Source organism: Sinomicrobium sp., assembly GCA_029266035.1.
Lineage (GTDB): Bacteria > Bacteroidota > Bacteroidia > Flavobacteriales > Flavobacteriaceae > Sinomicrobium.
Genome location: JAJUFH010000001.1, coordinates 196,773 through 213,933, shown reverse-complemented (window position 1 = coordinate 213,933; position 17,161 = coordinate 196,773). Strand labels below are relative to the sequence as shown.

The window sequence follows — 17,161 nt, the reverse complement described above, 5'->3', positions numbered from 1 at the left end:
AGGAGACATGGGGAAAGGGAGGCTTAGTTGCGATTGCTTGGGTCTGATTTTTTAGTTATACAACCGTAAAAAAAACACAAAAGGGCCGGAGTTGAGAAAATGTTGATTTAATTTTGTGCGGGTGTAACAAAAAGATGCTTTTGTCGTCTTATTATTTGAATTTTACATTGATCAAGAACTGGTTTTTTCCTGTGATAAATAAAAGTGAATGAGTATTTGGAGAGTTTTATTAGCTATTTTCTTTCCGCCGCTTTCAGTGATAGACAAGGGGTGTGGTTCTGTAGTAATCGTTATTTTGCTTACCCTGTGTGGGTGGGTTCCGGGAGTGATTGCCTCCTTGGTTATTCTCAATAATCCAAAGCGATAGATAAAGAGGCGAACTCCTGAAATATGGGCTTGTTTTTAATGTTTATCTTTGCATTATGAATAGACAGGTAGAAATACAACATCTCGGATTTCGCGATTACAGAGAGACTTGGGATTATCAAGAGCAGTTGTTTCAGGGGATATTGGATATCAAAATGAAAAACAGGCGGAATAATACTAGTTTGGAGACGCCCAACTACCTGTTGTTCGTAGAGCATCCGCATGTGTATACTTTGGGAAAAAGTGGAGATATGTCCAATATGCTGCTCAGTGAAAAACAACTGGAGGCTAAGGGAGCTGTTTTTTATAAGATTAATAGAGGGGGAGATATCACTTATCACGGTCCGGGACAAATTGTGGGCTATCCCATACTCGACTTAGATAATTTTTTTACCGATATTCACAAATACCTCCGTTTTTTGGAAGAGGTCATCATACGCACTCTGGCCGACTATGGAATCAAGAGCATGCGTAGTGAGGGAGAAACCGGTGTGTGGATCGATGTGGGAACTCCCTTTGCACGGAAAATATGCGCTATGGGAGTGCGAGCCTCACGATGGGTGACCATGCACGGATTTGCACTGAATGTCAATGCTGATCTCGGGTATTTCGACAATATTATTCCCTGTGGAATACGGGGAAAGGCAGTGACTTCCCTAAATACAGAGTTGGGAAAAGAACAGGTGGATGAAACAGAAGTTCGCCAAAAAATACAGCAACACTTTCTGGAAATCTTTGAGGCAGAAGCTGTGGTTGCCAGCGCTGCCAAATAGTCTAGCTTCCCGCTTAAACTGGTGGTTAAATATTTTTAGGATATTTCGATGTTCTATTCCCCAAGTCGGTTTAGGTACATTCCTACGACGTTTTCAATACCCAAATACAACGATTCTGCAATGAGCGCATGTCCGATGGATACTTCGAGTAGTCCGGGAATGTTTTGTTTGAAAAAGCTGATGTTTTCCAGGTTTAGGTCGTGACCGGCATTGATGCCCAGATTTAATGCATTTGCGGTCTTTGCTGCTTCGATATATGGAAGTATACCCTTTTTGTCTCCTTTTTCAAAGGCGTCGGCATAGGCTTCGGTGTACAGCTCTATTCTGTCGGCACCTGTTTCGACAGCGCCTTCTATCATTTTTGGATCGGGATCGGTAAAGATAGATGTCCGTATACTGTTGCGCTTAAATTCAGCTATAACTTCTCTTAAAAAATCTCTGTGTTTTACAGTGTCCCATCCGGCATTTGAAGTGATAGCGTCCTCTCCATCGGGAACAAGAGTTACCTGGGTAGGGAGTACTTCTAAAACGAGATCGATAAATTTTTGTACAGGATTGCCCTCGATGTTGTATTCGGTGTAAACTACTCCTTTCAAATCCCTGGCATCCTGATAACGGATATGCCGCTCATCCGGTCGGGGGTGAATGGTAATACCTTCCGCACCGAATTCCTGAATGTCTTTTGCCATCTGAATGAGATTGGGAACATTGCCACCTCGGGAATTGCGAAGCGTGGCTATTTTGTTGATGTTTACACTTAAACGAGCCATAGCGGTAATTAAAATAAGAGCAAAAATACAAACTTCATCCTGCTTTTTTCTCACAGAATTTAATTAATTTGCTGACCGAAAAGAAGGATTTGTGGTAAGCGTTTGACTTGTAGTGAGTTGTGATTCTTTGGTCGAGAAGGCAAGAGAAGAAAGTACGATTGCCATTTTCTCGGTTCGTTTAAATAAAGTTATATTATGGAGATCAGTACCTGCATAAATTACGATATCCCTCCACTTAGTCCAGACGATACCCTTGAGAAAGTTAGGGAATGCTTTCTGAAGCTTACTAATACACATCTTCCGGTAGTAAAAGACGGATATTTGGCGGGGAGTATTTCGGAAGAGGATATGGCGGGTTTCGATTTGGATAAAAAAATATCAGACTACACCTATGCCCTCGATATGTTTTTTGTAGGTGAGCATACCAATTGGTTGGAGGTGCTTGAGGTGTTTGCGAAGAACGATGCCAATACCGTTCCGGTACTCGACAAGGAGGGACAATACCTTGGATATTACGAGTTGACCGAAATAATGGGACTCTTTAGGGAGACACCTTTTTTTAACGAACCTGGAGGGGTGCTTATTGTAGAAAAAGGAAGTGCCGATTACACCTTTAGCGAGATCTCACAAATTGTAGAGAGCAATAACGGAAAATTGCTAGGTGCTTTTATCTCTAATGGAGAGGGCGACAAAGTACAAATTACATTGAAGGTGGGAAATACCGGTCTGAATTCGATAATACAATCGTTTAGAAGGTATGGTTACGGTATCGTTATGGGTAATGAAGACGATATGTATCTGGCCAACCTCAAGGAGAGATCAGATTATTTAAAAAAATTCCTCAATATATAAAATCGCGATATTCGACTATGAAAGTAGGCCTTTTTGGACAATTTTACCACAGCGATAGTGAAAAGTACGTGCTTACCCTGCTCAAGTCTCTCGAAGAACGGGATGTGGAAGTCGTGGTTGAAGCAAAATATTTGGGACTTCTGCGTCGTTTTCTGAAAGTAGAGAAAGACTACAAAACATTTTCTTCCTTTGAAGACCTCGATCAGAGTTACGAGTTGTTTTTTAGTGTGGGTGGCGACGGAACTATACTTCGTACCGTGTTGTATATACGCGATTTGGGAATACCGGTGTTGGGGATTAATACGGGCCGACTGGGTTTTCTCGCCACAGTACAGAAAGAGAATATAAGGGAGGCAGTAGATAGTATTTTTGAAAAAAAATACGAGGTAGTGGGGCGCACCCTACTTCAAATAAATACGAGACCTGAAAACGAAACACTGGCGGAAATTAACTTTGCGTTGAACGAAGTGGCTATAAATCGGAAGGATACGGCATCTATGATAACTGTAGCAACTTATCTGAACGATGAATACCTGACTTCTTACTGGGCCGACGGACTGATCATTGCAACCCCTACTGGATCTACTGGATACTCCTTGAGTTGTGGAGGGCCGGTGCTTACACCCGACGCTGCCGGATTAGTCATAACGCCCATAGCTCCTCACAATCTCAATGCGAGGCCTCTGGTTATTCCCGACGATACCGAGATAAGACTAAAAGTATCGGGAAGAGAAGACAATTATCTCGTGTCTCTCGATTCCAGAGTAGCTACCCTGCCTGAAGAAACGGAGATTATTATAAAAAAAGCACCATTCGAGATGTATATGGTGGAGTTGCAATCGGAGAGCTTTCTCAAAACCTTGAGAAACAAATTGCTCTGGGGTGAAGATAAAAGAAATTGAGTCTCGATGTTGAATTACAAAGCCGTATAGATACAATAAGAAACTTAATTCTGTTGATTGAGCATACTAAATAGAAGGAAATTACTCATGAGCAATCATAATTGTTATATTTGCACACTTTTGAAAGTATACGGGAAAGGAGTTGTCGCCGCTTTTTTCCTGTTGCTGTGTTGTTTTGGCAATGCTCAGATTCACGAATTAGGAGTTTTTGTCGGCGGAAGTAATTTTATAGGCGATGTAGGGAGAACCAACTATATCAACCCCAATGAGCTGGCTCTGGGAGGAATATATAAATGGAATAAGAGTTCGAGATATTCGTACCGAGCAATGTTGTCGTACACCAGATTGAGTGCAGACGATAGCAAATCGGGGGATCAGGCGAGAGAGGCGAGAGGATATGCATTTTCCAACAGAATACTGGAGGCCTCTGTGGGGATAGAATTTAATTTTTGGGAATTCGACCTTCACCGATTACAGCGGCAGTTTAGCCCCTATATTTATGCCGGGGTGGCAGGGTTGAGTTATAGGGTGGCAGACCACGATAAAAATGATGATTTGGATAGTAGTAGACGGATGACCTTAGCGTTTCCATTCGGGCTGGGAGTTAAAGGAGAAGTGTTGCCCAACCTAGTTGTTGGAGCCGAGATAATAGCGAGATATAGTTTGGTTAACGATATCGACGGAAGTTACCCTGAGAAGAAACCAGAATCAGGCGATTACCTAGTATTCGGTGATTACAACACCAACGACTGGTATGTGTTTAGCGGGATTACGCTGACCTATACTTTTGGTAAAAGACCGTGTAATTACTGTTATGACTAGTGATATTATATAAAAGAGGGGGCTGTTGAATTGCCACCTTAGACAAAATAAATAGATGAACACTGTAAAAGACCACATAGATAAACAGCGGTTGCCCGAACATATAGCCATTATCATGGACGGTAATGGTCGATGGGCAAAGCAACGTGGAAAATTACGGGTGTTCGGTCATGAAAATGGAGCAAAATCGGTGCGGGAAGTGGTAGAAGGCTGTGCTGAATTGGGGGTGAAGCAACTCACGCTCTACGCATTTTCTACCGAAAATTGGAACCGTCCAAAGTTGGAAGTGGATACTTTGATGAGGTTGTTGATTACCTCTTTGGGAAAAGAGCTCAAAACCCTTAATAAAAACGATATTAGGCTCAATGTTATCGGGAGTAGGGAACTCTTGCCGAATGCGGTGTTAAAAAAGCTGGAAGCGGCAATCGAGAAAACCCGAAACAACAGCCGTATGACGCTTACCATCGCACTTAGCTACGGCTCTAGAGATGAGATTGTCCACGCGGTAAAAGCCATAGGAACTAAAGTTAAAAATAATATAATTTCGGTAGAAGATATTGACGAATCAGTTATAAATGAGCATCTTTACACGCAGGATTTGCCCGATGTAGACCTGTTGATACGCACCAGTGGAGAGCTGAGAATTAGTAATTTTATGCTTTGGCAAATAGCCTATGCCGAGCTGTATTTTACTGAAACACTCTGGCCGGATTTCAACAAGGAAAAACTGTATGAAGCAATACTAAATTATCAGAATAGGGAACGTAGATTTGGAAAAACAAGCGAACAACTTAACGAAATATAGTATGCGCAATATATATTTTGGAGCGATAACCATATTTTTTATACTTCTTTCAAACAACACGGCGCTCAAGGCGCAGGAAATCAAGTTCGACAAAGGGGAAAGCTATATTCTCGGTGGTATTGAGGTTACCGGGGTGAAGAGTTATAACAAGCAAACCGTAGTTACTTATAGTGGTTTACGTGTTGGACAGGAGATTACCATTCCCGGTGAGCAAATCTCTGAAGTCATCAAAAAACTGTGGAAACTGGAGTTGTTTAGCGATGTGAATTTTTATATCGACCGAGTAGAGGGCGAACAGGTTTTCCTGATACTCGACATCAAGGAGGTGCCCGTTCTTTCGATAGCAAAAACCGAGGGGATAAAACCCAAAAAAGGAGAAGCAGTACTCAAGGAAGCCGATATCAAGAAAGGGAAGCGAGTTACCGAAAGTTTTATTACTAATACCAGGAACTTTCTCGTCAACAAATACAAGAAACAAGGTTATTTGCATGCGAAAGCTAATATTATAACCGCTCCAGATACCTCGCAGGTAAATGCGGTGAAGATGATGGTAAACATAGACCGGGGAAATAAGGTTAAGGTAAAAGATATAGTGTTCAACGGCAACGAGGCTCTGAAAGATAAAACACTTCGCAAAGCGATGAAGAACACTAAGAAAAAGACCTTCGGCCGCTTTTGGAAAAAATCGAAATTTATCCCGGAAGATTACAAGACTGATCTCGCCGCGATTATAGACAAATACAAGGAAAGAGGATATCGCGATGCCCGGATTATTGCAGATACGGTAATCGACGACAAATCTAAGGATATCAGCATCAATATCGACCTGGAAGAGGGAGATAAATACTACTTCGGAAGCATCGACTTTGTAGGGAATACCGTATATTCCGATCGGCAATTGGCTTCACTATTGGGTATTCGACCAGGAGATACTTATAACGGGGTACTCCTACAACAGCGCATCCAAGACGATACCAAACCCGATGCCGATGATATCGCCAATCAATATCAAAACAACGGTTATCTGTTTTCTACCGTTACCCCTGTAGAAATATCTGCTAAGAACGACACTATCGATTTTGAGATACGTATCCGTGAAGGTAAACTGGCGTACTTTAACGATGTTAGGGTTTCAGGTAACGAAAAGACCAACGACCATGTTATCTATCGTGAAATCAGAACCCGTCCTGGAGAGAAATACAGCAAGGAAAATGTGATTCGAACCATTCGCGAACTCGGAGGCTTAGGGTATTTTGACCAAGAAGCTGTAATCCCGGATATCAAGAATGCCGACCCCAATGCAGGAACGGTAGATATCGAATACGGACTTACCGAAAAGGGATCTAGCCAGATCGAGTTACAAGGTGGATATGGCGGTGGAGGATTTATCGGTACTCTAGGACTTTCGTTTAGCAACTTTGCCATAAAGGATCTGTTCAAAAAAGAGGCCTATAAACCCGTGCCTATGGGTGACGGACAAACACTGGCGTTGAGGTTGCAGGCCAGCCGTTTTTATCAAACCTATAGCTTTTCATTTGCCGAACCGTGGTTGGGAGGTAAAAAACCGACGCAGTTCTCGGCTTCTCTCTCGCATAGCCGACAGTTTTACTACGACTGGCGAACAGGTAGACCTGATAAGAGTCAGCGGTTTTACATCACTAGTTTTACACTAGGTCTAGCGAAGCGACTCGAAGCTCCCGACGACTTTTTTACGCTTTCTCACTCCTTGAGTTTTCAGTATTACAACTTGGAAAATTACCCGATTGGATTGTTTAGGTTTGGGAGTACAGGATTTGCTAAAAATATCGCCTATACCGTGGCGCTTTCGAGAGATAACAGATTTCCGAAACTCATCTATCCTCGTACCGGATCTCGATTTACGATCTCGGCGAGACTTACACCTCCATACTCCCTGTTTGACGGCGTAGACTATGCAAACCTCAGTGATGATCCGAAGTTTCAGATGGAAGACGACAACGGGAACACAGTGCCTGATGAAGAAAAAATAGAACAGGAAAAGATCAAGTGGTTGGAATTCTATAAGATTAAGTTTGATGGAGAATGGTACAATCGACTTGTGGGAGACCTGGTGTTGAGAACTTCTGTCAATTTCGGTTTCTTGGGGGCTTATAACAGCGATAGAGGAGTAGTTCCCTTTGAGCGCTTTTACCTAGGGGGAGACGGAATGGCAAACTATACGCTCGACAGTAGAGAAACCATACAATTGCGAGGATATCCCAACCAGTCGCTGTCACCCAATATCGGGTCTACCATCTACAACAAGTTTTCACTGGAATTGAGATACCCCCTTACCCTAAAACCCGCAGCCTCGATTTACGGACTTATATTTGCCGAAGGAGGATCTGCGTATAACGATTTTAAAGAATACAACCCCTTCCAGCTCAAACGTTCGGCAGGATTCGGACTGCGTATCTTTATGCCAGCTTTCGGTTTGCTGGGTATAGATTTTGGTCACGGTTTCGATTCGGTAGACGGAACAGGGCAAGCCAACGGATGGGAAACACACTTTATTATAGGACAACAGTTCTGAGTTTGGCATGATATTTTCTGTATAGACAAATGTATGTTACCCTTAAGTTGAAAAAATATAAATGAAAATTATAACCGGGGTTTGCTGAAAAAATTGTTAATTTCAGGCGAAATTTAAAACAACAGGAACTCATGAAGGTTAAAGTTCTTTTGGTACTGTTATTTGCTTCGTTGTACACCGCTTACAGTCAGAGAGGGGTGAGGATAGCTTATATAGACATGGAGTATATCCTGGAAAACGTTCAGGAATATCAAGATGCGAGCGCACTGCTCGAAGAACGGATAGAGAAGTGGAAGCTCGAGGTGGAAAAGCAGAAAAATGCCATTGAAAACATGAAAAAGGAACTGGAAGCGGAAAAAGTCTTGCTCACCAGAGAGCTGATAGAAGAGCGGGAAGAGGAGATCAAAATCTCAGAAGAAGAGTTATTGAAATATCAGCAGGGCAGATTCGGACCGGAAGGCGACATGGTGCGACAGAAGCGCTTGCTGGTAAAACCGGTTCAAGATAGGGTGTTTAATGCCGTACAAGCCATAGCATCGAGAAGATCATACGATTTTGTTTTTGATAGATCTGCCGATTTGGTGATGTTGTATTCCGATAAAAAACACGATATTAGCGAGCAGGTTTTGAGGAGTATAGATCGCACCAGAACTACTGAAGAACGCCGTACAGGACGTGCGAAAAACGAATTTGAAGGAGTTAACAGAGAAGTTAACCCCGAGCGAAAAGCACAGAAGGAAAGTGTAGAGACGGAAAGAGAAAACCGTGCAAAGCTGATAGAAGAAAAGCGACAAGAGCGCATTAGAGAACGAGAAGAACGCAAAAGAGAATTTGAAGAACGAAGACAGCAGATTCTCAAAGAGCGAGAGGCTTATATGAAGGCCAAAGAAGAAGAGAGACAGCGAAAAAAAGAAGAGCGGGAACAAGCTCAGAAAGAGAATAACAACGATAACGATTAACACTTAAACATTTATTATTTTCGAAATTATGAAACAATTGAAAACGTTAGCCATTGCTTTTGTATTAGCTGTAGGAACGGTTAGTTTTGCGAATGCACAGAGCAAAGTTGCCCACATCAATGTGCAGCAACTGATGGAAGATATGCCGGAGATGAAAGCGGCTAGGGCAGAATTGGAAAAACTGGAAAAGCAGTATTCTGCAGATTTGCAGAGTTCCGGACAAGAATTGCAAAATAAAATCAAACTTTACGAAAGCGAGGCCGCAAGCAAGACTGAAGACGAAAATCAGAAGAGAGCCGAAGAAGTTCAAGGGATGCAAAATAACATCATGCAAGCCCGTCAGGCTGCCGAGCAGGAATTGCAGAAAAAACAAATGGAACTGATTCAGCCTATTCTCGAAAAAGCTCAGGCTGCCATCCAAAAAGTGGGTAAAGCCCAAGGATTCCAGTATGTATTAGACGCCTCTCCCGGATCGGGTATACTGCTCGCAGATGGGAAAGATATCATGGCAGATGTCAAAAAAGAACTCGGATTTTAACAGTATCCGAATCTGAAAATGTATAAAGTTTAATTGGCCCGGAAGTTTTGCTTCCGGGTTTTTTTTATTCGTTTATTTCACAGAAGGTTAGTGGTGTTATCACGACCATCGTGGAGAGATCTTATGCTTGGTGATATATTATTGAAGAGTCTTTGAGCCTTTGGGGAGATCCTTCGACAAGCTCAGGATGAACTGCGCTCTGAAGGACATTGTGGTGTCATTCCGACGATAGGAAGAATCTCAGGCATTGACGTTATGTAGTTGATTAGTTCTTAGTTCGTAGTGGGGCAGTGTCCCGACCATCGTGGGGGGATCTCTGACTTGGATGTTGTGCTGTTGAAGATTCTTTGAGCTTGGGTGGAGATTCATCACTCCGCTAGGGCTCCGTTCTGAATGACAACGTCTTCTACGACCTACATTCCGATACTTCCCAAACCCGAAGCCTTTTTAGAAATAAACTGAATTCCCACGATATCCAGGGAAATTTCCTAAAAGGCTTCTTGACTTTTTGCTTCGTTTTGTGTCAAGACAAAATGAAGGAAGGGGTGTGTGGAGAGGAAGAGTTGTGTTGTTGAAGATTCTTTGGGCTTGGAGGGAGATTCTTCGCTGTGCTCTGAATTGAACATTTTCTGTTTCGATATCAAGGAGCAAAAACAGTCTTGTTGTTTTTTATAAGCGTTTTTAACTGGGCTATTTCTGTAGACTCCAGTTTGAATTTTTGTTTGAGATACGCTATATGTCTGCTGTTGTGAGCATCGGTGCCTACAAAGTCAAACATACCTTCCCGAAGCAGTCGCAGTGCTGTTTTGTTTACTCCCTTCCCGTAATAAGTAGAGAGCGACAGTAGATTGAGTTGCAACAGGCATCCCGCCTTTTTCAGTTTGGCATACATATCGAAATTGTCGTGATAAAACAGATAGCGTTCCGGATGGGCTAATACAGGAGTGTATCCGGCAACCTGTAGGTCGAATAAGATGTCGAAAAGAGAAAGGGGCGGATTGATATACGACATCTCAACCAAGACGTAGTGATCTTTAAGACAAAGAATGTCTTTTTCTCGAACCAATTTCCTAAACGATTCGTCCATGAGGTATTCGGCTGCAGCGCGAAAGGAAGATACTTTTTCGATTACAACCGGGCGTACTTCTCCTTCCTTGTTTCTGATGATGTCGGAGTTGTTAGGCCATACTCCTTGTATGATATGAGGCGATGTTATAATATGCCGGATGCCGAGTTCGAGAAAATTATCGACAAGGCTGTTAGTGTCTTCAATGGTTTTGGCTCCGTCGTCAATTCCGGGCAAGAGATGTGAGTGTATATCTACGTGATCTCCTTCGAACAGATCTTTGAGATAAACCGTTTTTTTTCGGGTAAAATTTAGCAAAATACAGCATTAAAAATTAAGTGATGTAAAGTTAATAATAAAAGATGCCATGTCAAGAAAATTGATAGAAATAGAGCTGTTAATTAACCTTAGTTTTGTTGCTGTTTTCCTCAATCCAGAACTTCCATATGCCGTTTGTTACGCTCTGTACTCCACCACCTTTGTTTTTGCTTTTTTACACTTTCGATTTTTTTGTGTTTTTGCTCTTTTGTTTTTTTGTGTTTTTGTTTTTTTGAGTTTTTGTTTTTTTGAGTTTTGAATTGTGATTAAACACTGGTCTCAAGGAGACTGAGTGTTTCGAATCTTGAAGGAATATGTTGAAGACTATGGCTTTACCAACTTCCACTGGCGCCACCACCACCGCCCATTCCGCCACCGAAGCCTCCTCCAAAACCTCCTCCGAAGCCTCCTCCTGAAGATCCACCTCCAAAGCCACCACCTCGACCCATACTGCTCAGTATGATGATATCCATTAAGTCTGGTCCTCTGAATTTTCCGGTACCATTACCCCTGCCTCCTCCTTTAGAGAGGATAATTATAAGAACTATGAAAATAATGATAATGGCGAAGATACCTATGGGAATGTTTTGTATCTCGTTTTGCGGTTGCCCTTTATAAGCTCCGATAAGCACCCCGAAAATGGCGTCTGTCCCCTTGTCCAGTCCGCCGTAATAATCTCCTTTTACGAAATAAGGTTTCATCACCCGTTCGATAATGCGTTTGCTCATTGCATCGGTGAGCAGATGTTCTATACCGTATCCGTTCTGGATGCTTATTTTGCGATCCTTCTCCGCGAGGAGTATGAGTATGCCGTTGTCTTTTCCCTTTTGTCCTATGCCCCATTTTGTCAGCCAGTTGGCTCCGAGGTAATTGAGGTCTTCTCCCTGCGCAGAGCCTATGGCAATCACTACAATTTGTGTAGAAGTGCTGTCGGAATAGCGAATGAGTTTCTCTTCGAGAGCTCTTTTTTGGGTAGGGGAGAAAAGCCGACTGTAATCGTATACGCTGGTTTGTACTTTCGGAACTTCAGGGATAGAATACTGCGCCTGTAGGGGAGCTGTAAATACGGTGATCAGCAAAAAGAATAGGAAAAGAGATCGGTAAAACGCCATGAGTTCTAGTATTACTACATTTTATAGAATTATCGGGAAACTATCCTTTTGAGATCTCATCGGGAAGTTCGTTGATATCGTCTTCTTGCCAGGGGAAGTGCTGTTTGAGCTGTTTTCCGGCATGGCGTATACCTTCTGTGAGTCCCTCTTTGTACTGTTTGTTTTTAAAGTAGGCAGCCATAACCTCTTTAGTAGAGTTCCAAAAGTCGCTGGGTACTACTTCGTTGATTCCTTTGTCGCCGTATATAGCAAAGGATCGGTCTTCTACGGCAACATAAATAATTACTCCGTTGGCCAGTTCGGTCCGATTCATCCTCAATTCGTGAAACACAGCAATAGCCCGTTGGTAAGAGCTGAGCTTCCCAGAGGTTTTCTCTATGTGAACGCGAATCTCTCCGGAAGTGTTCAGTTCAGCTTCTCTTATGGCTTTTACAATCTCTTCTTCCTCTCGAGCTGTCAAAAATTGCTCTACTTCAGTCATGGTGGTATTACTTTGTTGTTACCCCTTAAGGCGAGTTTAGGATGCTTAAAAGTCAAATTCCACATCCGGTGCTTTCTCCGATCCCGGATCTGCCTGATAGCGCGCCATTTCTTCAAAACCAAACATTCCTGCGAGAATTTTATTCGGAAAAGTTTTGATGTGTTTGTTGTAAGTATTCACCCCGGCATTGAAGCGGTCGCGTGCCACATTGATTCGGTTTTCAGTACCCTCCAGTTGTGCTTGTAATTCCAAAAAGTTCTGATTGGCCTTGAGTTCGGGATACCGCTCTACCGATACCAGCAATCGCGACAAGGCAGAGGAAAGTCCGCTTTGCGCTTGTTGGTATTCCGCTATTTTTTCAGGACTCAGATCGTCGGCATTGATAGTAGTTGAGGTGGCTTTGGCACGGGCTTCTACCACTTCCCTCAGCGTGTTTCGTTCAAAGTCGGCCGCACCCTGCACAGTTTTGACCAGGTTGCCTATGAGGTCATTTCTTCGCTGATATGCACTTTCTACATTAGCCCAGGTGGTTTTGGCATCTTCCTGGTATGTTACTGCCGTATTGTTAAATCCTACTGCCCAGCTGTAAATACCTATAGCTATTACAATTAGGATGATAACAGGGATTAACCATTTTTTCATAGTGAGTGAGATTTAGTTTGTTGTTTATAATGCGTCTTTAATCTTTAAAAGAGATGCTTTTATGTTCTCCAATTTACGAATAATCTCAAAATTGGAAAGCGTTTTTTGTTTTTCTTCCTTCAGGTGAATCTTGGCGCCTTCTAGAGTAAATCCTCTCTCTTTTACCAGATAGTAAATAAGCTGCAGGTTTTTGATGTCTTCGGGGGTAAACTTTCTATTCCCTTTGGCGTTCTTTTTGGGGCGGAGTACGTCAAATTCCTTTTCCCAGAAACGGATGAGGGAAGTGTTTACGTCAAAGGCTTTGGCTACTTCACCTATACTGTAATAGCGTTTTTCGGGAAGATCTATGTGCATAATGTAAAAACTGTTGTGTTATCGTAATGCTCCCTCCTCTTAGTTGTAAATCTGATCTCCATCTTAGTCGAGAGATTGGTTTTCTTGTGAGGCTACATGTATGAGCTCTTCGTATTCTTCCGGAGTTAAGCTACCGTAATAAAAATTCATAGGGTTGATACGCTGTCCGTCTTTCGATACTTCGTAGTGGAGGTGAGGGGCTTCCGAACGTCCCGTACTGCCCACATATCCTATGAGGTCTCCGCGTTTTACCTTCTGCCCTTTTCTCACATTGTATTTGCTGAGATGGGCATACAGACTCTGATAGCCGAATCCGTGCTCTATCCTTATGTGATTTCCATAGCCCGCTGCGCGATTGTCTGATCGTATTACTACTCCATCTCCGCTGGCGTAAACGGGAGTGCCTTTGGGTGCGGAAAAATCCATTCCCCAGTGCATTTTACGCGCTTTGGTAAATGGATCCGTGCGCCATCCGTAGCCCGAAGCCATCCGCTTTAAATCTTTGTTGTTTACCGGTTGTATGGCGGGAATAGTAGCGAGCAGTTTTTCTTTGTCCTCCGCCAGTTTGGTAATCTCGTCTAGCGATTTGGATTGTACAACCAGCTGTTTTTGAAGAATCTCTAGCCTTCTGGTAGTGTTGATAATGATCTTGGAATTATCAAATCCCTCCAGATCGCGGTAGCGGTTTACCCCTCCAAATCCCGCTCGCCGTTGTTCGTCGGGAATGGGGGTGGCTTCAAAATAGAGGCGGTATATGTTGTTGTCTCTCTCCTCAATGTCGGCGAGAACTTTTTCTACTTGTTCCATCTTTTTGTTCAGCAGTTCAAACTGAAGCTCGTATTGCCTGAGTTCACGGGAGGATGACAATTCTTTAGGAGTGTTAATCAGCCCAGTGTTGAGCAGGGCAAAGAGCCCCAGAGCACCAAACAGAAACGACGCCAAGAGAAAGACGAAAAAAGTGCGTAGCTTTTTCCCTTTTTTTACCTCTATTTTTCGATATGAAAGGGTCTCTTGATCGTAATAATATTTTACCTTCGACATAAAATTAAAATATTCTATTTTTGCCCTGTAAACAACTGTAAAATCACCGCAAAAAGCTGTTTGTTGAAATCGTGCTGATAGACAAATATAAAAATTGTTTTCCAGTTAGTTCGATTTTTAGAAAAGCTTAAGATTTGCAGTATAGGATTTTACCGTTGTTTGAATACTAAAAATGCCAAATACACATCGATGAGATCACAAGAGATAAGAGAAGGTTTTTTTAAATTTTTTGAAGCGAAAAAGCACACTGTAGTGCCATCGGCTCCCATGGTTGTCAAAGACGACCCAACACTGATGTTTACCAATGCGGGTATGAATCAGTTTAAAGAATTCTTTTTGGGAAACCGAAAGCCGATCTCTGTAAGAGTAACTGATTCGCAGAAGTGTCTCAGGGTGAGTGGTAAGCACAACGACCTGGAAGAGGTGGGAAAAGACACCTATCACCATACCATGTTTGAAATGCTCGGCAACTGGAGTTTTGGCGATTATTTTAAGAAAGAAGCTATCGAATGGGCCTGGGAATTGCTCACTGAAGTATACGGTATCGAAAAAGAAAGGCTCTATGCTACCTATTTTGAAGGGGCTGCAGACGACGATCTTCCCGAAGACAGTGAGGCAAAAGCACTATGGGAGAGTCTGATTCCGACAGACAGAGTGTTGCCAGGGAATAAAAAAGACAATTTCTGGGAGATGGGAGAGCAGGGACCCTGCGGACCCTGTTCAGAAATACATGTAGATATACGCTCAGATGAAGAGAGAGAAAAGATACCGGGAAGTGCTTTGGTAAATAAAGACCATCCGCAGGTGGTGGAGATTTGGAACTTGGTATTTATGGAATTCAATCGCAAAGCCGATGGCTCTCTCGAAAAATTACCGGCGAGACATGTCGATACCGGTATGGGCTTTGAACGGCTGTGTATGGTGTTGCAAGGAGTACAGAGCAATTACGATACAGATGTGTTTACTCCTTTAATCCGAGAGATAGAAGCGGTGACCACCAATAAGTACGGAAAAGCAGAAGAGACCGATATCGCAATCAGAGTGGTAGCCGATCACCTCAGAGCTGTGGCATTTGCTATTGCCGACGGACAACTGCCTTCTAATACCGGTGCGGGCTATGTAATACGCCGCATATTGAGAAGAGCTATTCGATACGGCTTTACTTTTCTAAAGCAAGACGAACCTTTTATATACAAACTAGTAGATACACTTAGCGATCAGATGCAGCACACTTTCCCCGAGATAAAGACGCAGAAAAATCTGGTGGTAAACGTGATAAGAGAAGAGGAACAGTCGTTCTTGAAAACTCTGGAACAGGGATTGGTACTGTTGGATAGCATTATTGCCAATGCCAAAGACAATACTGTATCCGGGAATAAAGCTTTCGAACTCTACGATACTTACGGATTTCCCATAGATCTCACCGCTTTGATACTCAGAGAAAGAGGATATACTCTGGATGAAGAAGGATTCCGAAAGGAACTACAAAAGCAAAAGGATCGCTCCAGAGCGGCTACTGCAATGAGTACGGGAGATTGGGTAGTACTCTCCGACGACGACGAAGAGGAATTTGTGGGCTATGATATTCTCGAAACCCAAGTGAGAATTACCCGTTATCGCAAGGTGAACAGCAAAAAAGACGGCGAGATGTATCAGGTGGTGTTCAACCTCACTCCCTTTTACCCCGAAGGAGGAGGACAGGTAGGGGATAAGGGATATATCAAAGCCGCTAATGGCGATGTGGTCTATATCACCGATACCAAAAAAGAGAACAACCTGATTATTCATCTCGTCAAAAATTTACCGAGTAATCCCCAAGAGAGTTTTACAGCGGTGGTAGATGCCAATCAGCGAAGGCGAACTTCTGCCAATCACTCGGCTACCCACCTTTTGCATCAGGCACTTCGAGTCGTTCTCGGAGCGCATGTAGAGCAAAAAGGATCTTCAGTGCACAATGACCATTTGCGATTCGATTTTTCACATTTCAGCAAAATGACAACCGAAGAACTGCAAGAAGTGGAAAACTTTGTCAATGCGCGTATTCGCGAACAGTTGCCATTGGAGGAACGGAGAAACACTCCTTATCAACATGCTTTAGCAGAAGGGGCGATGGCATTGTTTGGTGAAAAATACGGCGATACAGTGCGAACAGTTCGCTTCGGAGAAAGTATGGAGCTCTGTGGGGGAACTCACGTGAGCAATACCGGTGATATATGGCATTTTATTATCACCGGAGAAAGTGCTGTGGCTGCAGGAGTACGACGTATAGAGGCCATTACTTTGGATGCGGCCAAAGAGTATTTTACCTCTCAGGCAGAAATGTTTAGGGAAGTAAAAGTAGCACTGCGCAATACCGATAATCCGATTAAAGCGATAACGGCACTTCAGGAAGAAAACCACTCCCTGAAAAAACAACTGGAAACCCTGTTGAAAGACAAGGCGAAAAATCTTAAAAAAGAACTTGCAGATAGCTTTGAACAAATAGGTGATGTGCGCTTTCTCGCAGCTACAGCCGACCTCGATACTCAAGCCTTGAAGGACTTGGTGTTCGATTTGGGAAGGGAGTATAAAGACCTCTTTATACTGTTGGGCACAGAGCAACAAGGCAAGGCTATACTGACTTGTTATATTTCTAAAGAACTGGCAGCGGAAAGAAACCTCAATGCCGGACAGGTAGTTCGCGAACTGGGCAAACTGATACAAGGCGGCGGCGGCGGACAGCCTTTCTTTGCAACGGCAGGAGGTAAAAATCCTGCAGGGATACCACAGGCCCTCGAGAAGGCCCGTGAATTCATTGTATAGGGCCTTG

17 protein-coding genes are annotated in these 17,161 nt (G+C 43.1%); 10 read left to right on the top strand and 7 right to left on the bottom strand.

Annotation, left to right across the window (positions count from 1 at the left end; genetic code table 11):
- Positions 1 to 208 precede the first annotated feature (208 nt).
- Positions 209 to 367, top strand: a complete 159-nt coding sequence (locus tag ACYZZR_RS00875; RefSeq protein ID WP_461532097.1) for a YqaE/Pmp3 family membrane protein — start codon at positions 209 to 211, stop codon at positions 365 to 367.
- A 55-nt stretch (positions 368 to 422) separates the two neighbouring features.
- Positions 423 to 1,139: a lipoyl(octanoyl) transferase LipB gene (gene lipB, locus ACYZZR_RS00870; RefSeq protein ID WP_461532096.1), complete on the top strand. Its 717-nt coding sequence runs from the start codon at positions 423 to 425 to the stop codon at positions 1,137 to 1,139.
- A 53-nt stretch (positions 1,140 to 1,192) separates the two neighbouring features.
- Here the strand turns inward: lipB and ACYZZR_RS00865 are convergent, their stop codons facing one another.
- The gene (locus ACYZZR_RS00865) at positions 1,193 to 1,909 is read right to left on the bottom strand and encodes a pyridoxine 5'-phosphate synthase (protein ID WP_461532275.1); all 717 of its coding nucleotides are present in this window, start codon (positions 1,907 to 1,909) and stop codon (positions 1,193 to 1,195) included.
- 195 nt (positions 1,910 to 2,104) lie between these two features.
- Between ACYZZR_RS00865 and ACYZZR_RS00860 the strand changes: the two genes are divergently transcribed.
- The 7 genes from ACYZZR_RS00860 to ACYZZR_RS00830 all read left to right on the top strand — a co-directional run bounded on the left by ACYZZR_RS00860 (position 2,105) and on the right by ACYZZR_RS00830 (position 9,338).
- Positions 2,105 to 2,761: a CBS domain-containing protein gene (locus ACYZZR_RS00860; RefSeq protein ID WP_461532095.1), complete on the top strand. Its 657-nt coding sequence runs from the start codon at positions 2,105 to 2,107 to the stop codon at positions 2,759 to 2,761.
- A gap of 17 nt (positions 2,762 to 2,778) precedes the next feature.
- On the top strand, positions 2,779 to 3,663 hold the full coding sequence (locus ACYZZR_RS00855; protein WP_461532094.1) for an NAD kinase: 885 nt from the start codon (positions 2,779 to 2,781) through the stop codon (positions 3,661 to 3,663).
- Between the two features lie 87 nt (positions 3,664 to 3,750).
- On the top strand, positions 3,751 to 4,485 hold the full coding sequence (gene porG, locus ACYZZR_RS00850; RefSeq protein WP_461532093.1) for a type IX secretion system protein PorG: 735 nt from the start codon (positions 3,751 to 3,753) through the stop codon (positions 4,483 to 4,485).
- A gap of 55 nt (positions 4,486 to 4,540) precedes the next feature.
- The gene (locus ACYZZR_RS00845; protein ID WP_461532092.1) at positions 4,541 to 5,290 is read left to right on the top strand and encodes an isoprenyl transferase; all 750 of its coding nucleotides are present in this window, start codon (positions 4,541 to 4,543) and stop codon (positions 5,288 to 5,290) included.
- A 1-nt stretch (position 5,291) separates the two neighbouring features.
- Positions 5,292 to 7,841, top strand: coding sequence for a BamA/OMP85 family outer membrane protein (locus tag ACYZZR_RS00840; protein ID WP_461532091.1), 2,550 nt, complete (start codon positions 5,292 to 5,294; stop codon positions 7,839 to 7,841).
- 131 nt (positions 7,842 to 7,972) lie between these two features.
- Positions 7,973 to 8,800: an OmpH/Skp family outer membrane protein gene (locus ACYZZR_RS00835; protein ID WP_461532090.1), complete on the top strand. Its 828-nt coding sequence runs from the start codon at positions 7,973 to 7,975 to the stop codon at positions 8,798 to 8,800.
- 28 nt (positions 8,801 to 8,828) lie between these two features.
- A complete protein-coding gene (locus tag ACYZZR_RS00830) occupies positions 8,829 to 9,338 on the top strand; it encodes an OmpH/Skp family outer membrane protein (RefSeq protein WP_461532089.1) in 510 nt (169 codons plus the stop codon).
- 640 nt (positions 9,339 to 9,978) lie between these two features.
- Here ACYZZR_RS00830 and ACYZZR_RS00825 read toward each other — a convergent pair.
- The 6 genes from ACYZZR_RS00825 to ACYZZR_RS00800 form a co-directional block, all read right to left on the bottom strand.
- Positions 9,979 to 10,722, bottom strand: coding sequence for a tyrosine-protein phosphatase (locus tag ACYZZR_RS00825; RefSeq protein ID WP_461532088.1), 744 nt, complete (start codon positions 10,720 to 10,722; stop codon positions 9,979 to 9,981).
- A gap of 332 nt (positions 10,723 to 11,054) precedes the next feature.
- Positions 11,055 to 11,834, bottom strand: a complete 780-nt coding sequence (locus tag ACYZZR_RS00820) for a TPM domain-containing protein (RefSeq protein ID WP_461532087.1) — start codon at positions 11,832 to 11,834, stop codon at positions 11,055 to 11,057.
- A gap of 40 nt (positions 11,835 to 11,874) precedes the next feature.
- A complete protein-coding gene (locus ACYZZR_RS00815) occupies positions 11,875 to 12,315 on the bottom strand; it encodes a TPM domain-containing protein (protein ID WP_461532086.1) in 441 nt (146 codons plus the stop codon).
- Between the two features lie 45 nt (positions 12,316 to 12,360).
- Positions 12,361 to 12,957 carry a LemA family protein gene (locus tag ACYZZR_RS00810; RefSeq protein ID WP_461532085.1) on the bottom strand — a complete coding sequence of 199 codons (597 nt, stop codon included), beginning with the start codon at positions 12,955 to 12,957 and terminating at the stop codon, positions 12,361 to 12,363.
- A 24-nt stretch (positions 12,958 to 12,981) separates the two neighbouring features.
- Positions 12,982 to 13,311 carry a MerR family transcriptional regulator gene (locus ACYZZR_RS00805; protein WP_461532084.1) on the bottom strand — a complete coding sequence of 110 codons (330 nt, stop codon included), beginning with the start codon at positions 13,309 to 13,311 and terminating at the stop codon, positions 12,982 to 12,984.
- Positions 13,312 to 13,374: 63 nt separating this feature from the next.
- Entirely contained in the window at positions 13,375 to 14,352 is a 978-nt protein-coding gene (locus tag ACYZZR_RS00800; RefSeq protein WP_461532083.1) for a M23 family metallopeptidase, read from the bottom strand.
- 189 nt (positions 14,353 to 14,541) lie between these two features.
- On the opposite strand from ACYZZR_RS00800, the gene alaS reads away from it, so the two are divergent.
- Positions 14,542 to 17,154 (top strand): alanine--tRNA ligase, encoded by a 2,613-nt coding sequence (alaS, locus tag ACYZZR_RS00795; RefSeq protein ID WP_461532082.1) that lies wholly within the window; start codon positions 14,542 to 14,544, stop codon positions 17,152 to 17,154.
- Positions 17,155 to 17,161: the final 7 nt, after the last annotated feature.

Coding starts and splice junctions, on each gene's coding strand:
- ACYZZR_RS00860 (WP_461532095.1), top strand. CDS start 2,105: ATGGAGATCAGTACCTGCATAAATTACGATATCCCTCCACTTAGTCCA.
- lipB (WP_461532096.1), top strand. CDS start 423: ATGAATAGACAGGTAGAAATACAACATCTCGGATTTCGCGATTACAGA.
- ACYZZR_RS00800 (WP_461532083.1), bottom strand. CDS start 14,352: ATGTCGAAGGTAAAATATTATTACGATCAAGAGACCCTTTCATATCGA.
- ACYZZR_RS00835 (WP_461532090.1), top strand. CDS start 7,973: ATGAAGGTTAAAGTTCTTTTGGTACTGTTATTTGCTTCGTTGTACACC.
- ACYZZR_RS00875 (WP_461532097.1), top strand. CDS start 209: ATGAGTATTTGGAGAGTTTTATTAGCTATTTTCTTTCCGCCGCTTTCA.
- alaS (WP_461532082.1), top strand. CDS start 14,542: ATGAGATCACAAGAGATAAGAGAAGGTTTTTTTAAATTTTTTGAAGCG.
- ACYZZR_RS00830 (WP_461532089.1), top strand. CDS start 8,829: ATGAAACAATTGAAAACGTTAGCCATTGCTTTTGTATTAGCTGTAGGA.
- ACYZZR_RS00865 (WP_461532275.1), bottom strand. CDS start 1,909: ATGGCTCGTTTAAGTGTAAACATCAACAAAATAGCCACGCTTCGCAAT.
- ACYZZR_RS00805 (WP_461532084.1), bottom strand. CDS start 13,311: ATGCACATAGATCTTCCCGAAAAACGCTATTACAGTATAGGTGAAGTA.
- ACYZZR_RS00815 (WP_461532086.1), bottom strand. CDS start 12,315: ATGACTGAAGTAGAGCAATTTTTGACAGCTCGAGAGGAAGAAGAGATT.
- ACYZZR_RS00820 (WP_461532087.1), bottom strand. CDS start 11,834: ATGGCGTTTTACCGATCTCTTTTCCTATTCTTTTTGCTGATCACCGTA.
- ACYZZR_RS00855 (WP_461532094.1), top strand. CDS start 2,779: ATGAAAGTAGGCCTTTTTGGACAATTTTACCACAGCGATAGTGAAAAG.
- ACYZZR_RS00845 (WP_461532092.1), top strand. CDS start 4,541: ATGAACACTGTAAAAGACCACATAGATAAACAGCGGTTGCCCGAACAT.
- ACYZZR_RS00810 (WP_461532085.1), bottom strand. CDS start 12,957: ATGAAAAAATGGTTAATCCCTGTTATCATCCTAATTGTAATAGCTATA.
- ACYZZR_RS00840 (WP_461532091.1), top strand. CDS start 5,292: ATGCGCAATATATATTTTGGAGCGATAACCATATTTTTTATACTTCTT.
- porG (WP_461532093.1), top strand. CDS start 3,751: ATGAGCAATCATAATTGTTATATTTGCACACTTTTGAAAGTATACGGG.